Annotated in this window: 30 protein-coding genes; 28 read left to right on the forward strand and 2 right to left on the reverse strand. The window is 34.0% G+C overall.

Annotated features, from left to right (window positions below; genetic code table 11):
- Positions 1–3,114, reverse strand: a complete 3,114-nt coding sequence (locus ACVC08_RS11775; protein ID WP_452602172.1) for a SusC/RagA family TonB-linked outer membrane protein — start codon at positions 3,112–3,114, stop codon at positions 1–3.
- Positions 3,115–3,400: 286 nt separating this feature from the next.
- On the reverse strand, positions 3,401–5,095 hold the full coding sequence (locus tag ACVC08_RS11780; RefSeq protein WP_452602173.1) for a POTRA domain-containing protein: 1,695 nt from the start codon (positions 5,093–5,095) through the stop codon (positions 3,401–3,403).
- A gap of 179 nt (positions 5,096–5,274) precedes the next feature.
- Here ACVC08_RS11780 and rpsL point away from each other — a divergent pair, with 179 nt between their 5' ends.
- The 28 genes from rpsL to rpsM all read left to right on the forward strand — a co-directional run bounded on the left by rpsL (position 5,275) and on the right by rpsM (position 19,832).
- Positions 5,275–5,649, forward strand: a complete 375-nt coding sequence (gene rpsL, locus ACVC08_RS11785; protein ID WP_013869047.1) for a 30S ribosomal protein S12 — start codon at positions 5,275–5,277, stop codon at positions 5,647–5,649.
- Between the two features lie 23 nt (positions 5,650–5,672).
- On the forward strand, positions 5,673–6,149 hold the full coding sequence (gene rpsG, locus ACVC08_RS11790; protein WP_452597373.1) for a 30S ribosomal protein S7: 477 nt from the start codon (positions 5,673–5,675) through the stop codon (positions 6,147–6,149).
- A 6-nt stretch (positions 6,150–6,155) separates the two neighbouring features.
- Positions 6,156–8,282 carry an elongation factor G gene (fusA, locus tag ACVC08_RS11795; RefSeq protein ID WP_452597374.1) on the forward strand — a complete coding sequence of 709 codons (2,127 nt, stop codon included), beginning with the start codon at positions 6,156–6,158 and terminating at the stop codon, positions 8,280–8,282.
- Between the two features lie 11 nt (positions 8,283–8,293).
- A complete protein-coding gene (gene rpsJ, locus ACVC08_RS11800; RefSeq protein WP_007650482.1) occupies positions 8,294–8,599 on the forward strand; it encodes a 30S ribosomal protein S10 in 306 nt (101 codons plus the stop codon).
- Between the two features lie 262 nt (positions 8,600–8,861).
- Positions 8,862–9,479 (forward strand): 50S ribosomal protein L3, encoded by a 618-nt coding sequence (gene rplC / locus ACVC08_RS11805; RefSeq protein ID WP_452597375.1) that lies wholly within the window; start codon positions 8,862–8,864, stop codon positions 9,477–9,479.
- Positions 9,479–10,108: a 50S ribosomal protein L4 gene (gene rplD, locus ACVC08_RS11810; RefSeq protein WP_452597376.1), complete on the forward strand. Its 630-nt coding sequence runs from the start codon at positions 9,479–9,481 to the stop codon at positions 10,106–10,108. The genes rplC and rplD overlap by 1 nt, the downstream gene beginning before the upstream one ends.
- Positions 10,109–10,115: 7 nt before the next feature.
- Positions 10,116–10,406, forward strand: coding sequence for a 50S ribosomal protein L23 (gene rplW, locus ACVC08_RS11815; protein WP_452597377.1), 291 nt, complete (start codon positions 10,116–10,118; stop codon positions 10,404–10,406).
- A gap of 10 nt (positions 10,407–10,416) precedes the next feature.
- A complete protein-coding gene (gene rplB / locus ACVC08_RS11820) occupies positions 10,417–11,241 on the forward strand; it encodes a 50S ribosomal protein L2 (protein WP_452597378.1) in 825 nt (274 codons plus the stop codon).
- Between the two features lie 3 nt (positions 11,242–11,244).
- Complete coding sequence (gene rpsS, locus ACVC08_RS11825) at positions 11,245–11,523, forward strand: 30S ribosomal protein S19 (protein ID WP_013869040.1); 279 nt, start codon at positions 11,245–11,247, stop codon at positions 11,521–11,523.
- Positions 11,524–11,529: 6 nt separating this feature from the next.
- Positions 11,530–11,937 (forward strand): 50S ribosomal protein L22, encoded by a 408-nt coding sequence (gene rplV / locus ACVC08_RS11830; protein WP_452597379.1) that lies wholly within the window; start codon positions 11,530–11,532, stop codon positions 11,935–11,937.
- Positions 11,938–11,944: 7 nt separating this feature from the next.
- A complete protein-coding gene (gene rpsC / locus ACVC08_RS11835; RefSeq protein ID WP_452597397.1) occupies positions 11,945–12,670 on the forward strand; it encodes a 30S ribosomal protein S3 in 726 nt (241 codons plus the stop codon).
- Between the two features lie 20 nt (positions 12,671–12,690).
- Complete coding sequence (gene rplP, locus ACVC08_RS11840; protein ID WP_452597380.1) at positions 12,691–13,110, forward strand: 50S ribosomal protein L16; 420 nt, start codon at positions 12,691–12,693, stop codon at positions 13,108–13,110.
- Positions 13,111–13,122: 12 nt separating this feature from the next.
- Positions 13,123–13,314, forward strand: coding sequence for a 50S ribosomal protein L29 (gene rpmC / locus ACVC08_RS11845; RefSeq protein WP_452597381.1), 192 nt, complete (start codon positions 13,123–13,125; stop codon positions 13,312–13,314).
- Between the two features lie 12 nt (positions 13,315–13,326).
- Positions 13,327–13,584, forward strand: coding sequence for a 30S ribosomal protein S17 (gene rpsQ / locus ACVC08_RS11850; protein WP_452597398.1), 258 nt, complete (start codon positions 13,327–13,329; stop codon positions 13,582–13,584).
- Positions 13,585–13,586: 2 nt separating this feature from the next.
- Positions 13,587–13,955, forward strand: coding sequence for a 50S ribosomal protein L14 (gene rplN, locus ACVC08_RS11855; RefSeq protein ID WP_111659928.1), 369 nt, complete (start codon positions 13,587–13,589; stop codon positions 13,953–13,955).
- A 13-nt stretch (positions 13,956–13,968) separates the two neighbouring features.
- Positions 13,969–14,280, forward strand: a complete 312-nt coding sequence (gene rplX, locus ACVC08_RS11860) for a 50S ribosomal protein L24 (RefSeq protein ID WP_452597382.1) — start codon at positions 13,969–13,971, stop codon at positions 14,278–14,280.
- A 2-nt stretch (positions 14,281–14,282) separates the two neighbouring features.
- Entirely contained in the window at positions 14,283–14,834 is a 552-nt protein-coding gene (rplE, locus tag ACVC08_RS11865) for a 50S ribosomal protein L5 (protein WP_452597383.1), read from the forward strand.
- Positions 14,835–14,837: 3 nt separating this feature from the next.
- Positions 14,838–15,107, forward strand: coding sequence for a 30S ribosomal protein S14 (rpsN, locus tag ACVC08_RS11870; RefSeq protein WP_144115517.1), 270 nt, complete (start codon positions 14,838–14,840; stop codon positions 15,105–15,107).
- A gap of 59 nt (positions 15,108–15,166) precedes the next feature.
- Positions 15,167–15,565: a 30S ribosomal protein S8 gene (rpsH, locus tag ACVC08_RS11875; protein WP_452597384.1), complete on the forward strand. Its 399-nt coding sequence runs from the start codon at positions 15,167–15,169 to the stop codon at positions 15,563–15,565.
- Positions 15,566–15,584: 19 nt separating this feature from the next.
- Positions 15,585–16,127: a 50S ribosomal protein L6 gene (rplF, locus tag ACVC08_RS11880; protein WP_452602174.1), complete on the forward strand. Its 543-nt coding sequence runs from the start codon at positions 15,585–15,587 to the stop codon at positions 16,125–16,127.
- A 10-nt stretch (positions 16,128–16,137) separates the two neighbouring features.
- Complete coding sequence (gene rplR, locus ACVC08_RS11885) at positions 16,138–16,494, forward strand: 50S ribosomal protein L18 (RefSeq protein ID WP_452597386.1); 357 nt, start codon at positions 16,138–16,140, stop codon at positions 16,492–16,494.
- 6 nt (positions 16,495–16,500) lie between these two features.
- Complete coding sequence (gene rpsE / locus ACVC08_RS11890) at positions 16,501–17,025, forward strand: 30S ribosomal protein S5 (RefSeq protein WP_452597387.1); 525 nt, start codon at positions 16,501–16,503, stop codon at positions 17,023–17,025.
- Positions 17,026–17,036: 11 nt separating this feature from the next.
- Entirely contained in the window at positions 17,037–17,219 is a 183-nt protein-coding gene (gene rpmD, locus ACVC08_RS11895; protein ID WP_452597388.1) for a 50S ribosomal protein L30, read from the forward strand.
- A 14-nt stretch (positions 17,220–17,233) separates the two neighbouring features.
- Positions 17,234–17,686, forward strand: a complete 453-nt coding sequence (gene rplO, locus ACVC08_RS11900) for a 50S ribosomal protein L15 (protein WP_452597389.1) — start codon at positions 17,234–17,236, stop codon at positions 17,684–17,686.
- Between the two features lie 15 nt (positions 17,687–17,701).
- A complete protein-coding gene (gene secY / locus ACVC08_RS11905; protein ID WP_452597390.1) occupies positions 17,702–19,054 on the forward strand; it encodes a preprotein translocase subunit SecY in 1,353 nt (450 codons plus the stop codon).
- A gap of 13 nt (positions 19,055–19,067) precedes the next feature.
- Positions 19,068–19,283 (forward strand): translation initiation factor IF-1, encoded by a 216-nt coding sequence (gene infA, locus ACVC08_RS11910; RefSeq protein WP_007094967.1) that lies wholly within the window; start codon positions 19,068–19,070, stop codon positions 19,281–19,283.
- 55 nt (positions 19,284–19,338) lie between these two features.
- Positions 19,339–19,455 (forward strand): type B 50S ribosomal protein L36, encoded by a 117-nt coding sequence (gene ykgO / locus ACVC08_RS11915; RefSeq protein ID WP_013305171.1) that lies wholly within the window; start codon positions 19,339–19,341, stop codon positions 19,453–19,455.
- 2 nt (positions 19,456–19,457) lie between these two features.
- Positions 19,458–19,832, forward strand: coding sequence for a 30S ribosomal protein S13 (rpsM, locus tag ACVC08_RS11920; protein WP_452597391.1), 375 nt, complete (start codon positions 19,458–19,460; stop codon positions 19,830–19,832).
- Positions 19,833–19,910: the final 78 nt, after the last annotated feature.

Genomic DNA, 19,910 nt, shown 5'->3' on the forward strand with positions numbered 1-19,910 from the left:
CTAGAAATTAAGTTTTACATTCATTGAGTAAAATTTGGTAGGAGGAGTTTGTCCGAATCCACCAATTCCAGATCCAATTTCAGGATCATTATAACCTCTATTCTCTTTTGGTGTGACTACAAGTAAGTTTCTTCCGCTTACACCAAGTGAAAGTCCATTAATAAATGTGCTTTCTAACCACTCACTAGGTAAGGTGTAGCTTAATGCAACTTCTCTAAGTTTAAAAGCTGTTGCATCTAAAATAAAGTTTTCATCAACTCCTAAAAAGTTTGGACTTTGTATAAAAGATTGATATGCTCTATATGGATTTGAAGCACTATATGATGGACCAGTTAATACGGTTGTATTTGAAACACCAGAACCAGCTACAGATGAGTTTGGGAAAATAAAATGTCCTCTGCCATTTTCTGCGGTTATAAACGAGCGCCCTTGTCCTGTTAAGTTGTTGTATATTCCAGAATAGAAAACATGGCCAGTTCTGTAATCTGCAGTAGCGCTTAATCTAAATCCTTTATAAGTAATCTCTGTACCAAAATTTAGAATATAATCTGGTGTTGTTTTACCTAAAACTTTTAAACCAGAAGCTATTCTTGGAACCCCATTTGCATCTATAAGGACTCTTCCTTGTTCATCTCTTTCGTATGCACTACCTTGTATTAAAGGAAATTCTTGACCTTGTATAGCGTATATGCCTGGAGAACCAGCTCCTAATGTGTCAGAATCGTCAGTTATTTTAGTTGCTATTGTTTTTTGTGAAGCATAACTAACATTTAAATCCCATCTAAAATCATCAGACTTAATAGGAGTTAATCCCAAATCTAACTCATAAGCATTAGTTTCTGTTTTTCCTACGTTTATACCAGCGCTAAATACACTAGTTGCGCTAGAAACAGAAGCACTTAGTATTTGGTTGTTATTTGTGTAAAATGAATAGCTACCATCTAAAGTAATTCGAGGTGTGCCTTTACGTCTTAAGAACTCTAAATTAATATTCGCCTCGTATGTATTAATAAATTCAGGCTCAATTGCATTGTCAAATGTTGTAGTGGGAATTAAAAAAGAATTCACGCCACTAGGGAAAGGGAATGCTCCAGGTCTAAAACCTGTATCGAATAAGTCGTGAGGTCCTAGAGCAGAAATATTAGCTACTTTTACATAACCTCCAGAAACTTTCATTTTATGTAAAATGTCTCCTTTTAACTCAGGAAATGCCTTTGTAGGTATAAAAGATATTCCAGCAGAACCATATAAGAAGCCTATATCTTCAACAGATCTTCCAGGAGACTGTAATCTAGAATCCCATTCTTGTCTAGCTGCTAAGTTTAAAAATAAGTAGTCTTTATAGCTAAAATCTGCATTTACATATACAGATTGTTGTCTGGATTTTCTTGTAAAATCAGTAACATTGATTCCGTTAGATATATTTTCTACAGTATATAGTCCAGGCAGCGTTAATTGAGAGCCATTAGTAGATTGACCAAAAGCATTAGCTTCGGTAGCATTAAAACCTATTAACGATTTTAAACCAATATCTTCAGTTAATTGATAATTGAAATTGGTTATTAAATCTGTATATAATGTTCTCGAATTATTACTATTTACTGTTAGGGTAGATTGTATATCCCTACCATCACCAGTTACAGTATAGGTCTCTACATAATCATTAACATATTGTATACCGTTTCCGCTGTTAGTTACAATATTACTTCTTAAGATAGTACTAATATTGTCATTAAACTTGTAGCTAATTTCTGCGGATAAATCTGCTCTAATGTTTCTAGATTCTGCTCTTTGGTTGTTTCTTACCCAATAAGGACTGTTTCCAAAAGCTGTCCAATGATCGGCGTTGCTTCCTGATGAAAATTGAGAAATATCTATATCACTTGGAGCTTGAGATAATTGAGCGTAAACGCCATTGGAAACATTTTGATCTTCGTTAGTTAAACGCGCATTTCCTGAGAGAGACAGTTTTCCAAATGTTTTACCAGCACTTAATGCAAAAAAATCTTTTTTATAAGTATCCCTGCCTATAATACCATCTGTTTTTCTTCTGTTAGCAGTAAGTGAGTAAAAACCTTCGCTATCTCCACCAGAAACAGTAATTGTATTTTGTAGAGCAGTACCAGTTTCGAAAAATGCTTTTATATTATCTTTTTTAAAAGAGTATCTTTCGTATCTAAAATCATTAACAGTGGGGTAGGGTAAGCCAACAGGTTGTAAGGAACCATCGTATTCTGGTCCCCAAGAACCTTGATCGAAAGCATCAATTTCTCCCCAATAACCTTTTCCGAATCGATCTTGTAATTGAGGTAAAAACGCAATGTCTTCAAACGTAACTGTGCTAGATAGGCTAACATTTACTTTTCCTTTGTTTTTGGTTCCTTTTTTTGTAGTAACTACTATAACTCCATTACCACCTCTAGAACCATAAAGGGCAGCACCATTAGGGCCTTTTATTACATTGATAGATTCTATAATTTCTGGATCTAAATCTGAAAGAATCCCAGCAGAAGAAATAACGTTATCTATTACTACTAATGCAGAGTTTGATCCAGATAAAGATCGTGTTCCTCTCAATCTAATCGAGGTTGTAGGGTTTACACCTGTATTGGTTGTGTTAATTTGTAATCCCGAAACCTTACCTGCTAATGATTGTACTGCATCTGGGTTGTTAGCAGCAACAATTTCTTCAGCTTTTACATTTTCGTATGCGGTTGTTATTTCGTCTGGTTTTCTTTTTATACCTACCGCTCCAGTAATTAAAATTTCTTCTAAAGCTGAAGCTTCTTCTGTCATAGTTATATTAATAACGCTAGACGCTCCTACAATTTGCTCTATTGTTTTGTAGCCTAGAGAAGAGAAAATAATAGTTTTTCCTACACCAATATCTAGGGTGTAGTTTCCATCAAAATCGCTCTGTGTACCATTACTGGTGTCCTTTTCAATAATGTTAACACCGGGAAGGGGTATTCCGTCTTGATCGGAGACTACTCCCGTGATTTTTTTTTCTTGTGCTAAAGATAATTGCACAGCTAACGCTAGAAATAGCGTTAAAATTACACTAGTTTTTGTTTTCATATTAGTTTTTACTGTTTTACCTCGAGTCTGATTCATACAATAAATAGAGTTGTATAAATGCTAGTTTTGTATGCTAAAATTTGGTGTGTAAGCATACAAACAGACAAAATCTGTGTAGTTAAGATGTAATAAGATTTTGAAACAATACTATAATAAGGGTGGTTAAGGGGAATAGTATTGTAACTCGCTTTAAATTAATTGTTTAATTAATCAAACTCGGGTTTTATGTGAAATAGTCCAGTGAAAAATTACATATAATAACTAAATAAAACAAAGTTTTGTGTGTTAAATTTAATATTAAGAGTTATTTTTTGAGTAATTCTTAAAAAATAGCGACTAAACTTAAATGAATCTTAGAGTTTGAGAATTTGAATTTTTGATCTTGAGTCTTTCCATTAGCAAAATTAAATTTAAGTAACCCGGCTTTAGTTATAATACCAAATCCAAGACCGAACCCATATAGATTTTCATTTTGAACAGTGATTTTATTTTCTAGTCTAGAATAATCTATAATAGAATGCACATATATGCTATTGCTTAATTTGTAACGATACTCTGTATTTAATACTCCAAATAGAGTAGCGGCTAAGCTGTTCTCTTGAAATCCTCTAATTGAGTTAATGCCACCAAAACGAATTAATTCATTTTCTAAAAAAGAATCTGAAGTGAGTAAGGCGCCATTAAGCCTTAAAAAAATACTATTGCTTTCATTTAAATTAAAAATATGATGGGCATTCAGTGCAACTTTAGTTTGTTGTTCTGTTGTATTATTTAAGTCTCTGCTTCCAAAACCAACTTCAATATTTACAAGAGAATTAATTTGAAAAAGTCTGTTGTAATTGCGCCTATTTTCAAAATCATATTTTAATATATAAAACCTTGATTTATAATCATCAATGTTAAAAGAATTTTCGCTATCAAGAAGATTATTAGATTCTGTAGTGTCAATCCCTAGAAATACTTTGCTTTTTGCGTCTAACTGATAATAAAGCTTAGCTTTTTGGTTAACAGTTGTAAAAGAAGAATCCTTTTTAAAAATGTTTAATTCTAATTCGGTACCAATAGGAGTGCTAAATAAATAAGGGAGATTTAATCTTACTTCGAAGTTTTTTTGTTCGCTTTCATCACTTTTATATAAAAGCCTAAAGGACTCACCATAATTAAAATTATTATTTAATTCTAGGTTTAAATAACCATTAAACTCTATATTATTTGTTTCTTCATTTGTACTAAAACCTAAAAAACCATCAAAAGTATTACTGAGAGTTTTTTCTATGTATAAATATAAATGGGTAGAATCGTTTGTAAATAATACCTCGGGTTCTTTAATGGTATTAGCAAAGCGTAAATTGTCTAAAGTTTGGATCCTTTTTTTTATGTCTTCAATATTAAAAACGGTTTCAGGTTTAATCTTTAAAAACCGCTTCAAGTAAGATTTAGGAAACTTTTCATAGCCTTTAATAATAATTTTATCAAGGCCTCTTTGTTGTTTATCTTTAATAATAACAATATTAGCTTCAAGTGTTTTACTATCTTTTATTTTTATTTCAGAAAGTTTAAGTTTGGTAAAAGGGAAACCTTTCTTTGCTATTTCAGAATTAATAAAATTTAAAACACTTTCGGTGGAAGTAAAAGGAATAGTAAAATGAGTGTCTGAATTATCATTTGAGACTAAATCCGTTATGCTTTTGTCTATTTCATTATTATTATAATGAAGTATTATTGTTTCGTACTTTGTGTTAAGGGCTATGGTAGAAGTGAACAAACTATCATTTGCTCGCTTTAAAGATAATAGCCTGTTTTCAATGTAACCAGCTTTAAAAAGTGTTTTTCTGAGAGAATCAATTTCTCTAGTAATGGCATTATAATCCGCTAAAGTTTTGTTGTAGCTGTATGAATGTAATACTTTTGTTTCAATGGAATCATTTCCAGTAATCTCTAGATTTAGATTCTGTGAATGAGTTGTTTTGAAATAAAAAACAACAACGATTAATAAAAACAGAGATTTTTTTTGCACTACAATTTTATAAATTAAGGTTTGTAAAACTAACGCAAAAACAGTACATATAATATATAGATTTAAGTAATTTTGAAAAACTACTGAAAATTAATCTTTTAGGATTTGAATTTTTAATTTTAATTACTACCTTTGCAGCCCTCTTAGAAGAGGTCAATTAAATTTATATATAAATATATATGCCAACAATTTCACAATTAGTAAGAAAAGGAAGAGCCAAAATAACCAAGAAGAGTAAATCGGCTGCTTTAGATTCTTGTCCACAAAGACGTGGTGTGTGTACTCGTGTGTATACAACGACACCTAAAAAACCTAACTCAGCAATGCGTAAGGTAGCAAGGGTGCGTTTAACAAATGGAAACGAGGTAAATGCATACATTGGCGGTGAAGGACATAACCTACAAGAGCACTCGATAGTATTGGTTAGAGGTGGAAGGGTAAAAGATTTACCAGGAGTTAGATACCACATTGTACGTGGAGCATTAGATACCGCTGGTGTCGATGGTCGTACACAGCGTAGATCTAAGTATGGTGCTAAGCGCCCTAAGAAGTAATTTTAAAACTTTAAGAAGAAGACATGAGAAAAAGAGCAGCCAAAAAAAGACCGCTTTTGCCGGATCCACGTTTTAACGATCAGTTAGTAACTCGTTTCGTTAACATGATGATGTGGGATGGTAAGAAGTCAGTGGCTTTTAAAGTGTTTTACGATGCGATTGATATTGTAGACACAAAGAAAACAGATGAAGAAAAAACAGCATTAGAGATATGGAAAGATGCCCTGTCTAACGTTATGCCTCACGTAGAAGTACGTAGTCGTAGAGTTGGAGGTGCTACATTTCAAATTCCTAACCCAATACGTGCAGACCGTAAAGTTTCTACAGCAATGAAATGGTTAATAAACTATTCAAGAAAAAGAAATGAGAAATCTATGGCGCAACGTTTAGCTTCAGAGATTTTAGCAGCAGCTAAGGAAGAAGGAGCAGCGGTTAAGAAAAGAGTAGATACTCATAAAATGGCTGAAGCAAATAAAGCATTCTCTCACTTTAGATTTTAATTAGAAATGGCAAGAGATTTAAAATTTACAAGAAATATTGGAATTGCGGCTCATATTGATGCTGGTAAAACAACAACAACAGAGCGTATTCTTTACTATACAGGAGTTTCTCACAAAATTGGTGAAGTACACGATGGTGCTGCAACAATGGACTGGATGGAGCAAGAGCAAGAACGTGGTATTACTATTACTTCTGCGGCTACAACATGTGAGTGGAAATTTCCGATTGAAAACGGAAGTCCAACACCAGATACAAAAGGATATCACTTTAATATTATTGATACTCCTGGTCACGTAGATTTTACCGTAGAGGTAAACCGTTCTTTACGTGTATTAGATGGTTTAGTATTCTTATTTAGTGCAGTTGATGGTGTAGAACCACAATCTGAAACTAACTGGAGACTAGCAGATAACTATAAAGTACCTAGAATTGGTTTTGTTAACAAAATGGACCGTCAAGGATCAAACTTTTTAGGAGTTTGTCAACAAGTAAAAGACATGTTAAAGTCTAATGCTGTGCCAATTGTATTAAATATTGGTGATGAAGCTGACTTTAAAGGAATTATCGATTTAGTGAAAAACCGTGCTATTGTATGGCATGATGAAACTCAAGGGGCAACTTTTGATGTTATCGATATACCAGAAGATATGAAAGAAGAAGCGCGTAAGTACCGTGCACTTTTAATTGAAGAAGTGGCAACTTACGATGAGAATCTTTTAGAAAAATTTATGGAAGATGAAGATTCTATTACAGAAGAAGAAGTGCATGCTGCACTTAGAGCTGCTGTAATGGATATGGCAATCATTCCAATGATTTGTGGTTCTGCGTTTAAAAACAAAGGAGTACAGTTTTTACTAGATGCTGTATGTCGTTATTTACCTTCTCCAACAGATAAGGAAGGTATTGTAGGGACTAACCCAAATACAGAAGAAGAAGAAATACGTAAGCCAGATGTAAATGAGCCTTTCGCAGCTTTAGCATTTAAAATTGCTACAGATCCTTTTGTAGGACGTTTAGCATTCTTTAGAGCTTATTCTGGACGTTTAGATGCAGGATCTTACATTCTTAATAACCGTTCAGGTAAAAAAGAACGTATTTCACGTATCTACCAAATGCACTCTAATAAGCAAAATGCGATCGATTTTATTGAAGCAGGAGATATTGGAGCGGCAGTAGGATTTAAAGACATTAAGACAGGTGATACAATGTCTGATGAAAAACATCCTATCGTTTTAGAATCTATGGACTTCCCAGATCCAGTAATTGGTATCGCGGTTGAGCCTAAAACTAAAGCAGATGTAGATAAATTAGGGATGGCTTTATCAAAGTTATCTGAAGAAGATCCAACATTTACAGCTAGAACAGACGAAGCATCAGGTCAAACAATTATATCAGGAATGGGTGAACTTCACTTAGATATTATTGTAGATCGTTTAAAGCGTGAGTTTAAAGTAGAAGTAAACCAAGGTCAGCCTCAAGTAGAGTACAAAGAAGCAATTACAAGACGTGCAGAACACAGAGAAGTTTACAAAAAGCAATCTGGTGGACGTGGTAAATTCGCAGACATTGTATTTACATTAGAGCCAGCTGAAGAAGGTAAAGTAGGATTAGAATTCGTGTCTGAAATTAAAGGAGGTAACGTTCCTAAAGAATTTATCCCTTCAATTGAAAAAGGATTTAAAATGGCGATGGTAAATGGACCATTAGCAGGATACGAAGTAGACGCTATGAAGGTGACATTAACAGATGGATCATACCACGATGTGGATTCAGATCAGTTATCTTTCGAATTAGCAGCTAAGTTAGGATTTAAAAATTCAGCAAAAGCAGCTAAGGCGGTAATCATGGAACCAATAATGAAACTAGAAGTAATCACTCCAGAAGAAAACATGGGTGATATTGTAGGAGATTTAAATAGAAGAAGAGGACAAGTAAGTGACATGGGAGACAGAGCAGGAGCAAAAACTGTAAAAGCTACCGTGCCATTATCTGAAATGTTTGGATATGTAACAACATTAAGAACATTATCATCAGGGAGAGCAACATCTACTATGGAATTTTCACACTATGCTGAAACACCTTCAAATATTTCAGAAGAAGTAATTAAAGCAGCAAAAGGCGTTGAAGCTTAAAACTAAAGAAAATGAGTCAAAAAATTAGAATAAAATTAAAGTCTTACGATCACAATTTAGTTGATAAGTCTGCTGATAAGATTGTAAAAACAGTAAAGAGTACTGGTGCTGTAGTAACTGGACCAATTCCATTACCAACACACAAGAAAATTTTCACTGTATTACGTTCACCACACGTAAACAAGAAGTCTAGAGAACAATTTCAATTAAGCTCTTACAAGAGATTATTAGATATTTACTCTTCATCTTCTAAAACAATTGATGCTTTAATGAAGCTTGAATTACCAAGTGGAGTAGAGGTTGAAATCAAAGTTTAAGTAAATGAAACTTCACTTTCATTTTAGAAAGTGTTTAGTTGAATTTATCCCAAATTTATTTTGGGATCTCGTGAAAGAGATTCCTGTTTACACAGGAAGTAAACATGTCCTAAGCTGCGAGCGAAGGAAAAACGGTAAAAATACAATTCAAGGCTGAAACGTATTTTCAGCCTTGAATATTTTTTAAATAAATAATTATTAATAATTGATTGGTAAGTTTTAGAACATATCTAAAATTAACAATCGTAAATCTAAAATTAAAATGTCTGGGTTAATTGGAAAAAAAATCGGTATGACCAGCATCTTCGATGAGAATGGAAAAAATATTCCATGTACAGTAATCGAAGCTGGACCATGTATCGTTACCCAAGTCAGAACTGAAGAGGTTGATGGTTATGAAGCTATTCAACTTGGTTTCGATGACGCGACAGAAAAAAGTGCTACTAAAGCGGACTTAGGTCACGCTAAAAAAGCAGGAACTTCTGTAAAACGCAAAATCGTAGAATTTCAAGGTTTTGAGGAGGAGTACAAGTTAGGTGATGCAATCACTGTAGAGCACTTTGTAGAAGGTGAATTTGTTGATGTATCAGGAACATCAAAAGGTAAAGGATTCCAAGGAGTTGTAAAACGTCATGGATTTGGTGGTGTAGGTCAAGCTACTCACGGTCAACACAACCGTTTAAGAGCGCCAGGTTCTATTGGAGCGGCATCTTATCCAGCTAGAGTATTCAAAGGAATGAAGATGGCAGGAAGAATGGGTGGAGACACAATAAAAGTTCAAAATTTAAGAGTTTTAAAAGTAGTTGCAGATAAAAACTTACTTGTAGTGAAAGGTTGTGTGCCAGGTCACAAAAACGCTTATGTAACGATTAGAAAATAATGAAAGTAGCAGTTTTAGATATAAACGGAAAAGAAACAGGTAGAAAGGCAGACCTTTCTAACGATGTTTTTGCTATTGAGCCTAATAATCACGCTGTATATTTGGATGTTAAACAATATTTAGTAAACCAAAGACAGGGAACTCACAAATCGAAAGAAAGAGCTGAGATTACTGGTAGTACACGTAAGATTAAGAAGCAAAAAGGAACTGGTACAGCCAGAGCAGGTAGTATCAAGTCTGGAGTATTTAGAGGTGGAGGACGTATGTTCGGACCAAGACCAAGAAATTACTCTATAAAACTTAATAAGAACTTAAAGCGTTTAGCGCGTAGATCTGCATTAAGTATAAAAGCAAACGAGAAGTCATTAGTTGTTTTAGAAGACTTTAATTTTGAGTCGCCAAAGACTAAAAATTTCACTAATATTTTGAAAGCTTTAGACTTACAAAACAAAAAATCTCTGTTTGTGTTGGGTGCGTCAAATAATAATGTATATTTGTCGTCACGCAATTTAAAAGGCTCTGAAGTGATAACTGCTTCAGAATTAAGTACTTATAAGATTTTAAATGCAAATCAAGTAGTGCTTTTAGAAGGAGCTTTAGAAGGAATTGTAACGAATTTAAGTAAATAAAGAGACGATGAATATCTTAATTAAACCGATAATCACAGAAAAAGCGACTGCAAATAGTGAGTTAAACAACTGTTTCAGTTTCTTCGTGAATACAAAGGCGAACAAGGTAGAAATTAAAAAAGCAGTTGAAGCTGCTTATGGAGTTTCTGTTGAAAAAGTTCGTACTATAAATGTCCGTCCAGATAGAAAAACTAAGTTTACTAAAACTGGTATTCAACATGGTAAAACAAATGCAATGAAAAAAGCAATTGTACAACTGGCGGAAGGTGAGATAATTGATTTATACACTAACATGTAATTAAAGACAAATGTCAGTAAGAAAATTAAAACCAATCACACCAGGACAGCGATTTAGAGTTGTTAATGGATTTGACGCCATTACAACTGATAAGCCGGAGAAGAGTTTATTAGCTCCGAAAAAACGTTCAGGTGGTAGAAACAGTCAAGGTCGTATGACTATGCGCTACAAAGGTGGTGGTCATAAGAAAAGGTACCGTATTATTGATTTCAAAAGAGCTAAAACAGGAATTCCTGCTGAAGTAGCTTCAATTCAATACGATCCAAACAGAACAGCGTTTATCGCATTATTAAATTACCAAGATGGTGAGAAAGCTTATATCATTGCTCAAAATGGTTTAAAAGTTGGACAAACTATTGTTTCAGGTGAAAAAGTTGCTCCAGAAATTGGAAATGCAATGCCTTTAGCAAACATTCCATTAGGTACAATTATTTCTTGTGTAGAGTTACGTCCAGGGCAAGGAGCAGTTATGGCTCGTAGTGCTGGTGCTTTTGCTCAATTAATGGCAAGAGATGGTAAATTCGCAACTATCAAATTACCTTCAGGAGAAACGAGATTAATCTTAGTAACTTGTATGGCTACAATTGGAGTAGTATCTAACTCAGATCACCAATTATTAGTTTCAGGTAAAGCAGGTAGAAGTAGATGGTTAGGTAGAAGACCAAGAACTAGACCAGTAGTAATGAATCCAGTTGATCACCCAATGGGTGGTGGTGAAGGTAAATCTTCAGGAGGACACCCACGTTCTAGAAACGGTATACCAGCTAAAGGATTTAGAACACGTTCTAAGACTAAAGCAAGTAATAAATATATTGTAGAACGTAGAAAGAAATAAGACATGGCAAGATCATTAAAAAAAGGACCTTACGTTCATTATAAATTAGAAAGAAAAGTGGCTGCTAATGTAGAAGCTAACAAGAAAACTGTAATTAAAACTTGGTCTAGAGCAAGTATGATTACTCCAGATTTTGTTGGTCAGACTATAGCTGTACACAATGGCCGTCAATTTGTACCAGTTTACGTTACTGAAAACATGGTAGGTCATAAATTAGGAGAATTTTCACCAACAAGATCTTTTAGAGGTCATGCAGGTGCTAAAAATAAAGGTAAAAAGTAGTAAGCTATGGGAAGTCGTAAAAAACAAATGGCAGACGCTATTAAGGAAGCAAAAAAACAAGTTGCTTTTGCTAAACTTAATAACTGTCCTACATCACCGAGAAAAATGCGTTTAGTAGCCGATTTAGTAAGAGGTGAAAAAGTAGAAAAAGCACTTAACATTTTAAAGTTTAGTCAAAAAGAAGCTTCAAATCGTTTAGAGAAATTGTTAGTATCAGCTATCGCTAACTGGCAAGCTAAAAACGAAGATGCAAGCATCGAAGAAGCAGAACTTTTTGTTAAAGAAATTAGAGTTGACGGAGGATCTATGTTAAAAAGATTACGTCCAGCACCTCAAGGTCGTGCACACAGAATAAGAAAACGTTCTAACCACGTAACAATAGTAGTTGGAGCTAACAATAATACACAAAGCTAAGATAGATATGGGACAAAAGACAAATCCAATCGGAAATCGCTTAGGAATTATCAGAGGATGGGAATCTAACTGGTACGGAGGAAACGATTATGGTGATAAACTTGCCGAAGACGATAAGATTAGAAAATACGTTCACGCGCGTTTATCTAAAGCTAGTGTAAGTAGAGTAATAATAGAGAGAACTTTAAAACTTGTAACCGTTACTATCACTACGGCTCGTCCAGGTATCATTATTGGTAAAGGAGGTCAAGAGGTAGACAAGTTAAAAGAAGAACTTAAGAAAATTACTGGAAAAGAAGTTCAGATTAACATCTTTGAAATTAAAAGACCTGAACTTGATGCGTTTTTAGTAGCATCTAGTATTGCTCGTCAAATTGAAAATAGAATTTCATACAGACGTGCAATAAAAATGGCTATAGCTGCTACAATGCGTATGAATGCAGAAGGAATTAAAGTTCAAATTAGTGGGCGTTTAAATGGTGCAGAAATGGCACGTTCTGAACACTACAAAGAAGGACGCATTCCTTTATCAACTTTTAGAGCCGATATTGATTACGCACTTGTTGAGTCGCATACTACTTATGGTAGATTAGGTGTGAAAGTGTGGATTATGAAAGGTGAAGTATATGGTAAAAGAGAACTTTCTCCTCTTGTTGGATTATCTAAGAAGCAAGGAAAAGGTGGACGAGGACAAGGTGGAAATAATAAGAACCAATCTCGTCGTAGAAAGTAATTTTTTAAAGAAAAGAAAAAATGTTACAGCCTAAAAGAACAAAATTTCGTAAACAGCAAAAAGGACGTATGAAAGGAAATGCCGGAAGAGGGCACCAACTTTCTAACGGTACTTTTGGAATAAAATCACTAGACTCGAACTTTTTAACTTCGCGTCAAATAGAAGCAGCACGTATTGCCGCTACACGTTACATGAAAAGAGAAGGGCAACTTTGGATTAAAATATTTCCAGATAAGCCTATTACAAAGAAACCTCTAGAAGTACGTATGGGTAAAGGTAAAGGTGCCGTAGAATATTGGGCAGCAGTAGTTAAACCAGGTAGAATGCTTTTTGAAGTAGGAGGTGTACCATTAGACGTAGCTAAAGAAGCTTTACGTTTAGCAGCTCAAAAATTACCTGTAAAAACTAAGTTTGTAATTGCTAGAGATTACGAAGCATAATTTATTGATATTATGAAACAATCAGAAATTAAAGAATTATCTGTAGCTGAGTTACAAGATAAACTTAGTGAAACAAAGAAGAGTTATTCAGACCTAAAAATGGCACATGCAATATCTCCTTTAGAGAACCCAATCCAATTACGTTCAGTAAGACGTGATGTAGCTAGATTGGCAACAGAAATAACTAAAAGAGAATTACAATAATTCTGCTTAATGATGGAAAAAAGAAACTTAAGAAAAGAACGTATAGGAATTGTTACAAGTAACAAAATGCAGAAATCTATTGTGGTTTCTGAGGTGAAAAAAGTAAAACACCCTATGTACGGAAAGTTCGTGTTAAAAACGAAAAAATACGTTGCACACGACGAGACAAACGATTGTAATATTGGAGATACTGTAAAGATCATGGAAACAAGACCTATGAGTAAATCTAAATGTTGGAGATTAGTTGAAATAATTGAAAGAGCGAAGTAATTATGGTACAACAAGAATCAAGACTAAAAGTAGCAGATAACACTGGAGCAAAAGAAGTATTAACAATACGTGTTCTAGGTGGTACTAAGAGAAGATACGCTTCTGTAGGTGACAAAATAGTTGTTACAGTAAAAGATGCAACTCCTAATGGAAACATTAAAAAAGGAGCAGTATCTACAGCAGTAGTTGTACGTACTAAAAAAGAAGTAAGACGTCCAGATGGATCTTATATTAGATTCGATGATAATGCTTGTGTACTTTTAAACCCAACAGGGGAAATGAGAGGAACACGTGTTTTTGGACCTGTTGCTAGAGAACTTCGTGATAAACAATTCATGAAAATTGTATCATTAGCACCAGAGGTGCTTTAATTGATAAAGTAAGATGACAAAGCTTAAAATAAAATCGGGAGATACAGTAAGAGTAATTGCTGGAGATCATAAAGGATCAGAAGGAGTTGTTCAAAAAGTATTTACAGATAAGAACAAAGTGATCGTTGAGGGTGTAAACATGGTTAAGAAACATACTAAACCAAGTGCACAAAACCCACAAGGAGGAATCGTAGAAAAAGAAGCTCCAATTCAAGTATCTAACTTATCTTTGTTAACTTCTAAAGGAGAAGCAACAAGAGTAGGATACAGAATGGAAGGAGACAAGAAAGTAAGATTTTCTAAAAAATCTAATGAAGTAATATAGTTATGGCATATTCACCTAGACTTAAAGAAGAGTATAAAAGCAAAGTAATTGCAGCTCTTACAGAAGAATTTGGTTATAAAAATGTAATGCAAGTACCAAAACTTACTAAGATAGTTTTATCTAAAGGAGTTGGTGCAGCAGTTTCAGACAAAAAGTTAGTAGACCACGCTGTGGAAGAATTAACAACTATAACTGGACAGAGAGCCATATCTACATTATCTAAAAAGGATGTTGCATCTTTCAAATTACGTAAGGGTATGCCAATTGGTGCCAAAGTTACGTTAAGAGGCGAAAGAATGTACGAATTTTTAGATCGTTTAGTAACTTCAGCATTACCACGTGTAAGAGATTTTGGAGGAATTAAAGCAACTGGATTTGATGGTAGAGGTAATTACAATTTAGGAATTACTGAGCAAATTATCTTTCCAGAGATAGATATCGATAAGATAAACAAAATCTCAGGTATGGATATTACATTTGTAACTACTGCTGATACAGATAAAGAAGCAAAATCATTATTAACTGAATTAGGATTACCTTTTCAAAAAAACTAAGTTATGGCTAAAGAATCAATGAAAGCCCGCGAGGTGAAAAGAGCTAAAACAGTAGCTAAATATGCTGAGAAACGTAAAGCTTTAAAAGAAGCTGGAGATTACGAAGCATTACAAAAGTTACCTAAAAATGCTTCTCCAGTTCGTCAACACAATAGATGTAAATTAACAGGAAGACCAAAAGGTTACATGCGTACATTTGGTATCTCTCGTGTTACATTTAGAGAAATGGCTAACCAAGGTTTAATACCAGGTGTTAGAAAAGCAAGTTGGTAAAATTATAAACTGGTCTAAGGTTCATAAAAAATGAAAACCAAGGCCGCAATTAAATACATATGTATACAGATCCAATTGCAGATTACTTAACTAGAATTAGAAACGCAGTGCGTGCTAATCACAGAGTTGTAGAAATTCCTGCATCAAATTTAAAAAAGAACATCACTAAAATATTATTCGATCAAGGATATATTTTAAGTTATAAGTTCGAAGACACTACAGTACAAGGTACTATTAAAATAGCACTTAAGTACAACAAAGAAACTAAAGAACCAGTTATCAGAAAGATAGAAAGAATGAGTAAACCTGGTTTACGTAAATATTCTGGTTCTACTGAGTTACCTAGAATTCTTAATGGTCTTGGTATAGCAATCGTATCTACTTCTCATGGAGTAATGACTGCTAAACAAGCTCAAAGAGAAAATGTAGGTGGTGAAGTTTTATGTTATGTTTACTAATCTATAAAGGGAGAAAGAAATGTCAAGAATAGGAAATAACCCAGTTGCAATTCCAGAAGGAGTTACAGTAGAAGTAAAAGATAACGTAATCACAGTAAAAGGAAAGCTTGGAGAATTAACTCAAGCATACGATACTGTAGAGGTTAAAGTTGAAGATGGTAATGTGTTAGTAACACGTTCATCAGACAATAAAGAACAGAAAGCAAAGCACGGTTTATACAGATCACTTGTTAACAACATGATTGACGGAGTATCTAAAGGATGGACTAAAGAGCTTGAGCTAGTAGGAGTAGGGTATAGAGCAAGTAACCAAGGTAACAAATTAGAGTTAGCTTTAGGTTTCTCTCACAATATTATTATGAGTATTGCACCAGAAATTAAGGTGGAAACAGTATCAGATAAAGGTAAGAACCCTCTTATTAAGTTAACATCACACGATAAACAACTTGTTGGACAAGTAGCTGCGAAAATTCGCGGATTCAGACCACCAGAGCCTTATAAAGGAAAAGGTGTGAAGTTTGTAGGTGAAGAACTAAGAAGAAAAGCAGGTAAATCAGCTTAATAATTAAGTTATGGCGTTAACAAAGAACGAAAGAAGAATAAGAATTAAAAGCAGAATCCGTAAGGTTGTTTCTGGTACAGAAGCAAGACCTAGATTAGCTGTTTTTAGAAGTAATAAAGAAATTTATGCTCAACTTGTTGATGATGTTACAGGTAAAACCTTAGTAGCAGCATCTTCACGAGATAAAGACATTAGTTCAGCAAAAGGTAATAAATCTGAAATTGCTACTTTAGTAGGAAAGTCTGTTGCCGAAAAAGCATTAAAAGCTGGTGTAAGTACTATCACTTTTGATAGAGGTGGATATTTATATCACGGTAGAATCAAATCGTTAGCTGAAGGAGCTAGAGAAGCAGGACTTAAATTCTAAGAAATTATGTATCAAAAATACAAAAGCGCAGAGTTAGTAAAACCAAGTGGATTAGATCTTAAAGATCGTTTAGTTGGTGTACAGAGAGTTACAAAAGTAACTAAAGGTGGTAGAGCATTCGGTTTTTCAGCAATAGTAGTTGTTGGAGATGAAGCAGGAGTAGTAGGACATGGTTTAGGAAAATCTAAAGATGTTGCTAGTGCAATTGCTAAAGCAATTGAAGATGCTAAGAAAAACCTAGTACGTATTCCTATTATTAAAGGAACGTTACCACACGAACAAAAAGGTAAATTTGGAGGAGCAAGAGTAAATATCATTCCTGCAGCTCCTGGTACAGGAGTTATTGCTGGTGGAGCTGTAAGAACAGTTCTTGAAGCAGTTGGAGTACATGATGTATTATCAAAATCTCAAGGTTCATCAAACCCACACAATGTTGTAAAGGCAACTTTTGATGCTTTATTACAATTAAGAAGTGCACATACTATTGCTCGTGAGAGAGGAATTTCATTAGAGAAAGTTTTTAACGGTTAATAATCACAGAAATGGGAAAGATAAAAGTAACGAAAGTTAAAAGCGCAATCAATCGTACAAAAAGACAAAAGCTTACATTATTAGCATTAGGTCTTAAAAAGATTGGGCAAACAGTAGAGCACGAGGCGACTCCTAATATTTTAGGGATGGTTAATAAAGTAAATCACTTAGTTTCTGTAGAAGAAACTAAATAATATAATACTGAAAAATGGATTTAAGTAATTTAAAACCTGCAGAAGGTTCAGTTAAAAACCAAGGAAAAAGAATAGGTAGAGGACAAGGTTCTGGTAAAGGTGGTACTGCTACACGTGGTCACAAAGGAGCTAAATCTCGTTCTGGTTATTCTAAAAAACTAGGTTTTGAAGGAGGTCAAATGCCACTTCAAAGACGTGTTCCTAAGTTTGGTTTTACAAACATCAACCGTAAAGAGTACCAAGGTATCAACCTTGATACATTACAACAATTAGTTGATGATAAGAAAATAACAGACACTATAGATTTTGATACAATCATCACTTTAGGATTAGCTGGTAAAAATGAATCAGTTAAAATTTTAGGAAGAGGAGAATTAAAAGCTAAATTAAGTGTAACAGCTCATAAATTTACTGCTTCAGCTAAAGCTGCTATTGAAGCTGCAGGAGGAGAAGCCGTAACTTTATAAGACCGATATAAGAGTATGAAATTTATAGAGACTTTAAAAAATGTTTGGAAAATAGAGGAGCTAAGAAATAGAATCATAGTAACACTAGGTCTATTATTAGTTTATCGTTTTGGAGCACAGGTTGTATTACCTGGAGTAGATGCCAATCAATTAGCGAGCCTTCAAGGGCAAGCTCAAAATGGTATATTAGGTATAATTAATGCATTTACTGGAGGTGCTTTTGCTAATGCTTCTGTCTTTGCACTAGGTATTATGCCCTACATTTCTGCTTCTATTGTAGTACAGTTAATGGGAATTGCAATTCCTTATTTACAAAAATTACAAAAAGAAGGAGCAAGTGGTCAAAAGAAGATTACTCAAATAACACGTTGGTTAACTATAGGTATTTGTTTAGTGCAAGCACCTGGTTATTTAGCTAGTTTACCAACAATGTTTGGTATCCCTGAATCAGCATTTTTATTGCCTACAGGTCAATTCTATTTCTCATCTGTAATTATTTTAGTAACAGGTTGTATTTTTGCAATGTGGTTAGGAGAAAAGATTACTGATAAAGGAATTGGTAATGGTATTTCATTATTAATTATGGTAGGTATTATTGCTACATTACCTAAAGCATTTTTACAAAACTTTGCTTCTAGATGGGATGCTAGTCAAAACATGATGATTCTTTTCGAAATTGTTATATGGTTTGTTATAATAGCAGCATCAATATTACTTGTAATGGCTGTTAGAAAAATTGCTGTGCAGTATGCTAGACGTTCTGCAACTGGTGGTTATGAAAAAAATGTATTCGGATCAAGACAATATATTCCATTAAAGTTAAATGCTTCTGGAGTTATGCCAATTATATTTGCACAAGCAATTATGTTTGTACCAGGTTTAATTGGTGGAGCAGAGTTTTTAAAAGATACAGACACAGGATTATGGTTACAAAATAATTTTGGTAATGGAGATAGTATCTTTGGATTTTGGTATAACTTAGTATTTGCTTTTTTAATTATAATATTTACATATTTTTATACTGCAATAACAGTACCTACTAATAAAATGGCAGACGACCTAAAACGTAGTGGAGGTTTTATTCCTGGAATTCGCCCAGGTTCTGAAACTTCTGAGTATTTAGACAAAATTATGTCTCAAATAACGTTACCAGGATCTATCTTTTTAGCGCTTATAGCTGTGTTCCCAGCTGTAGTGTTTAAACTAATGGGAGTACAGTCTGGTTGGGCTTTATTCTTTGGAGGTACATCTTTATTAATTATGGTTGGAGTTGCAATAGACACTATGCAACAAGTTAATTCTTACTTGTTAAATAGGCACTATGACGGCTTAATGAAAACTGGTAAAAATAGAAAAGCAGTAGCTTAATTTATTATACTATATGGCAAAACAAGCAGCAATAGAGCAAGACGGTACGATAATAGAAGCATTATCTAATGCTATGTTTCGTGTTGAATTAGAAAATGGTCACATTGTGACTGCACACATATCTGGTAAAATGCGTATGCATTATATTAAGTTATTACCAGGAGATAAAGTAAAATTAGAAATGAGTCCTTACGATTTAACTAAGGCTCGTATAACTTATAGATATTAATTAGGACGAAACCGAAAGGTACTATCTTATATTAATATGTAATTAATAAGACAAGATGAAAGTAAGAGCATCAGTTAAAAAGAGAAGTGCAGATTGCAAAATCGTGCGCAGAAAAGGTAGACTTTACGTCATTAACAAAAAGAATCCTAGATTCAAACAAAGACAAGGGTAATTATGGCAAGAATTGCAGGTGTAGACATACCAAAAAACAAAAGAGGAGTTATTTCATTAACTTATATCTACGGAGTAGGTAGAAGTAGAGCTCAAGAAATTTTATCTACTGCAAAAGTAGACGAAAGCATCAAAGTACAAGATTGGACAGATGACCAAATTGGAGCAATCCGTGAAGCTGTTGGAACTTATACTATTGAAGGAGAATTACGTTCTGAAACACAATTAAACATTAAGCGATTAATGGATATTGGGTGCTACAGAGGTATTCGTCATAGAGCAAGTCTTCCTTTAAGAGGGCAACGTACTAAAAACAACTCTAGAACCAGAAAAGGTAGAAGAAAAACTGTTGCTAACAAGAAAAAAGCAACTAAATAATAATTAGAAATTTAGTCTTTAGTGTTTAGACGTTGGAAAGAATCTGTTTGAAATTATTTAGGTTTAGGATTCTAGCGA

Source organism: Pontimicrobium sp. MEBiC06410 (assembly GCF_053601615.1).

Coding starts and splice junctions, on each gene's coding strand:
- ACVC08_RS11775 (WP_452602172.1), bottom strand. CDS start 3,114: ATGAATCAGACTCGAGGTAAAACAGTAAAAACTAATATGAAAACAAAA.
- rpsL (WP_013869047.1), top strand. CDS start 5,275: ATGCCAACAATTTCACAATTAGTAAGAAAAGGAAGAGCCAAAATAACC.
- rpsG (WP_452597373.1), top strand. CDS start 5,673: ATGAGAAAAAGAGCAGCCAAAAAAAGACCGCTTTTGCCGGATCCACGT.
- fusA (WP_452597374.1), top strand. CDS start 6,156: ATGGCAAGAGATTTAAAATTTACAAGAAATATTGGAATTGCGGCTCAT.
- rpsJ (WP_007650482.1), top strand. CDS start 8,294: ATGAGTCAAAAAATTAGAATAAAATTAAAGTCTTACGATCACAATTTA.
- rplC (WP_452597375.1), top strand. CDS start 8,862: ATGTCTGGGTTAATTGGAAAAAAAATCGGTATGACCAGCATCTTCGAT.
- rplD (WP_452597376.1), top strand. CDS start 9,479: ATGAAAGTAGCAGTTTTAGATATAAACGGAAAAGAAACAGGTAGAAAG.
- rplW (WP_452597377.1), top strand. CDS start 10,116: ATGAATATCTTAATTAAACCGATAATCACAGAAAAAGCGACTGCAAAT.
- rplB (WP_452597378.1), top strand. CDS start 10,417: ATGTCAGTAAGAAAATTAAAACCAATCACACCAGGACAGCGATTTAGA.
- rpsS (WP_013869040.1), top strand. CDS start 11,245: ATGGCAAGATCATTAAAAAAAGGACCTTACGTTCATTATAAATTAGAA.
- rplV (WP_452597379.1), top strand. CDS start 11,530: ATGGGAAGTCGTAAAAAACAAATGGCAGACGCTATTAAGGAAGCAAAA.
- rpsC (WP_452597397.1), top strand. CDS start 11,945: ATGGGACAAAAGACAAATCCAATCGGAAATCGCTTAGGAATTATCAGA.
- rplP (WP_452597380.1), top strand. CDS start 12,691: ATGTTACAGCCTAAAAGAACAAAATTTCGTAAACAGCAAAAAGGACGT.
- rpmC (WP_452597381.1), top strand. CDS start 13,123: ATGAAACAATCAGAAATTAAAGAATTATCTGTAGCTGAGTTACAAGAT.
- rpsQ (WP_452597398.1), top strand. CDS start 13,327: ATGGAAAAAAGAAACTTAAGAAAAGAACGTATAGGAATTGTTACAAGT.
- rplN (WP_111659928.1), top strand. CDS start 13,587: ATGGTACAACAAGAATCAAGACTAAAAGTAGCAGATAACACTGGAGCA.
- rplX (WP_452597382.1), top strand. CDS start 13,969: ATGACAAAGCTTAAAATAAAATCGGGAGATACAGTAAGAGTAATTGCT.
- rplE (WP_452597383.1), top strand. CDS start 14,283: ATGGCATATTCACCTAGACTTAAAGAAGAGTATAAAAGCAAAGTAATT.
- rpsN (WP_144115517.1), top strand. CDS start 14,838: ATGGCTAAAGAATCAATGAAAGCCCGCGAGGTGAAAAGAGCTAAAACA.
- rpsH (WP_452597384.1), top strand. CDS start 15,167: ATGTATACAGATCCAATTGCAGATTACTTAACTAGAATTAGAAACGCA.
- rplF (WP_452602174.1), top strand. CDS start 15,585: ATGTCAAGAATAGGAAATAACCCAGTTGCAATTCCAGAAGGAGTTACA.
- rplR (WP_452597386.1), top strand. CDS start 16,138: ATGGCGTTAACAAAGAACGAAAGAAGAATAAGAATTAAAAGCAGAATC.
- rpsE (WP_452597387.1), top strand. CDS start 16,501: ATGTATCAAAAATACAAAAGCGCAGAGTTAGTAAAACCAAGTGGATTA.
- rpmD (WP_452597388.1), top strand. CDS start 17,037: ATGGGAAAGATAAAAGTAACGAAAGTTAAAAGCGCAATCAATCGTACA.
- rplO (WP_452597389.1), top strand. CDS start 17,234: ATGGATTTAAGTAATTTAAAACCTGCAGAAGGTTCAGTTAAAAACCAA.
- secY (WP_452597390.1), top strand. CDS start 17,702: ATGAAATTTATAGAGACTTTAAAAAATGTTTGGAAAATAGAGGAGCTA.
- infA (WP_007094967.1), top strand. CDS start 19,068: ATGGCAAAACAAGCAGCAATAGAGCAAGACGGTACGATAATAGAAGCA.
- ykgO (WP_013305171.1), top strand. CDS start 19,339: ATGAAAGTAAGAGCATCAGTTAAAAAGAGAAGTGCAGATTGCAAAATC.
- rpsM (WP_452597391.1), top strand. CDS start 19,458: ATGGCAAGAATTGCAGGTGTAGACATACCAAAAAACAAAAGAGGAGTT.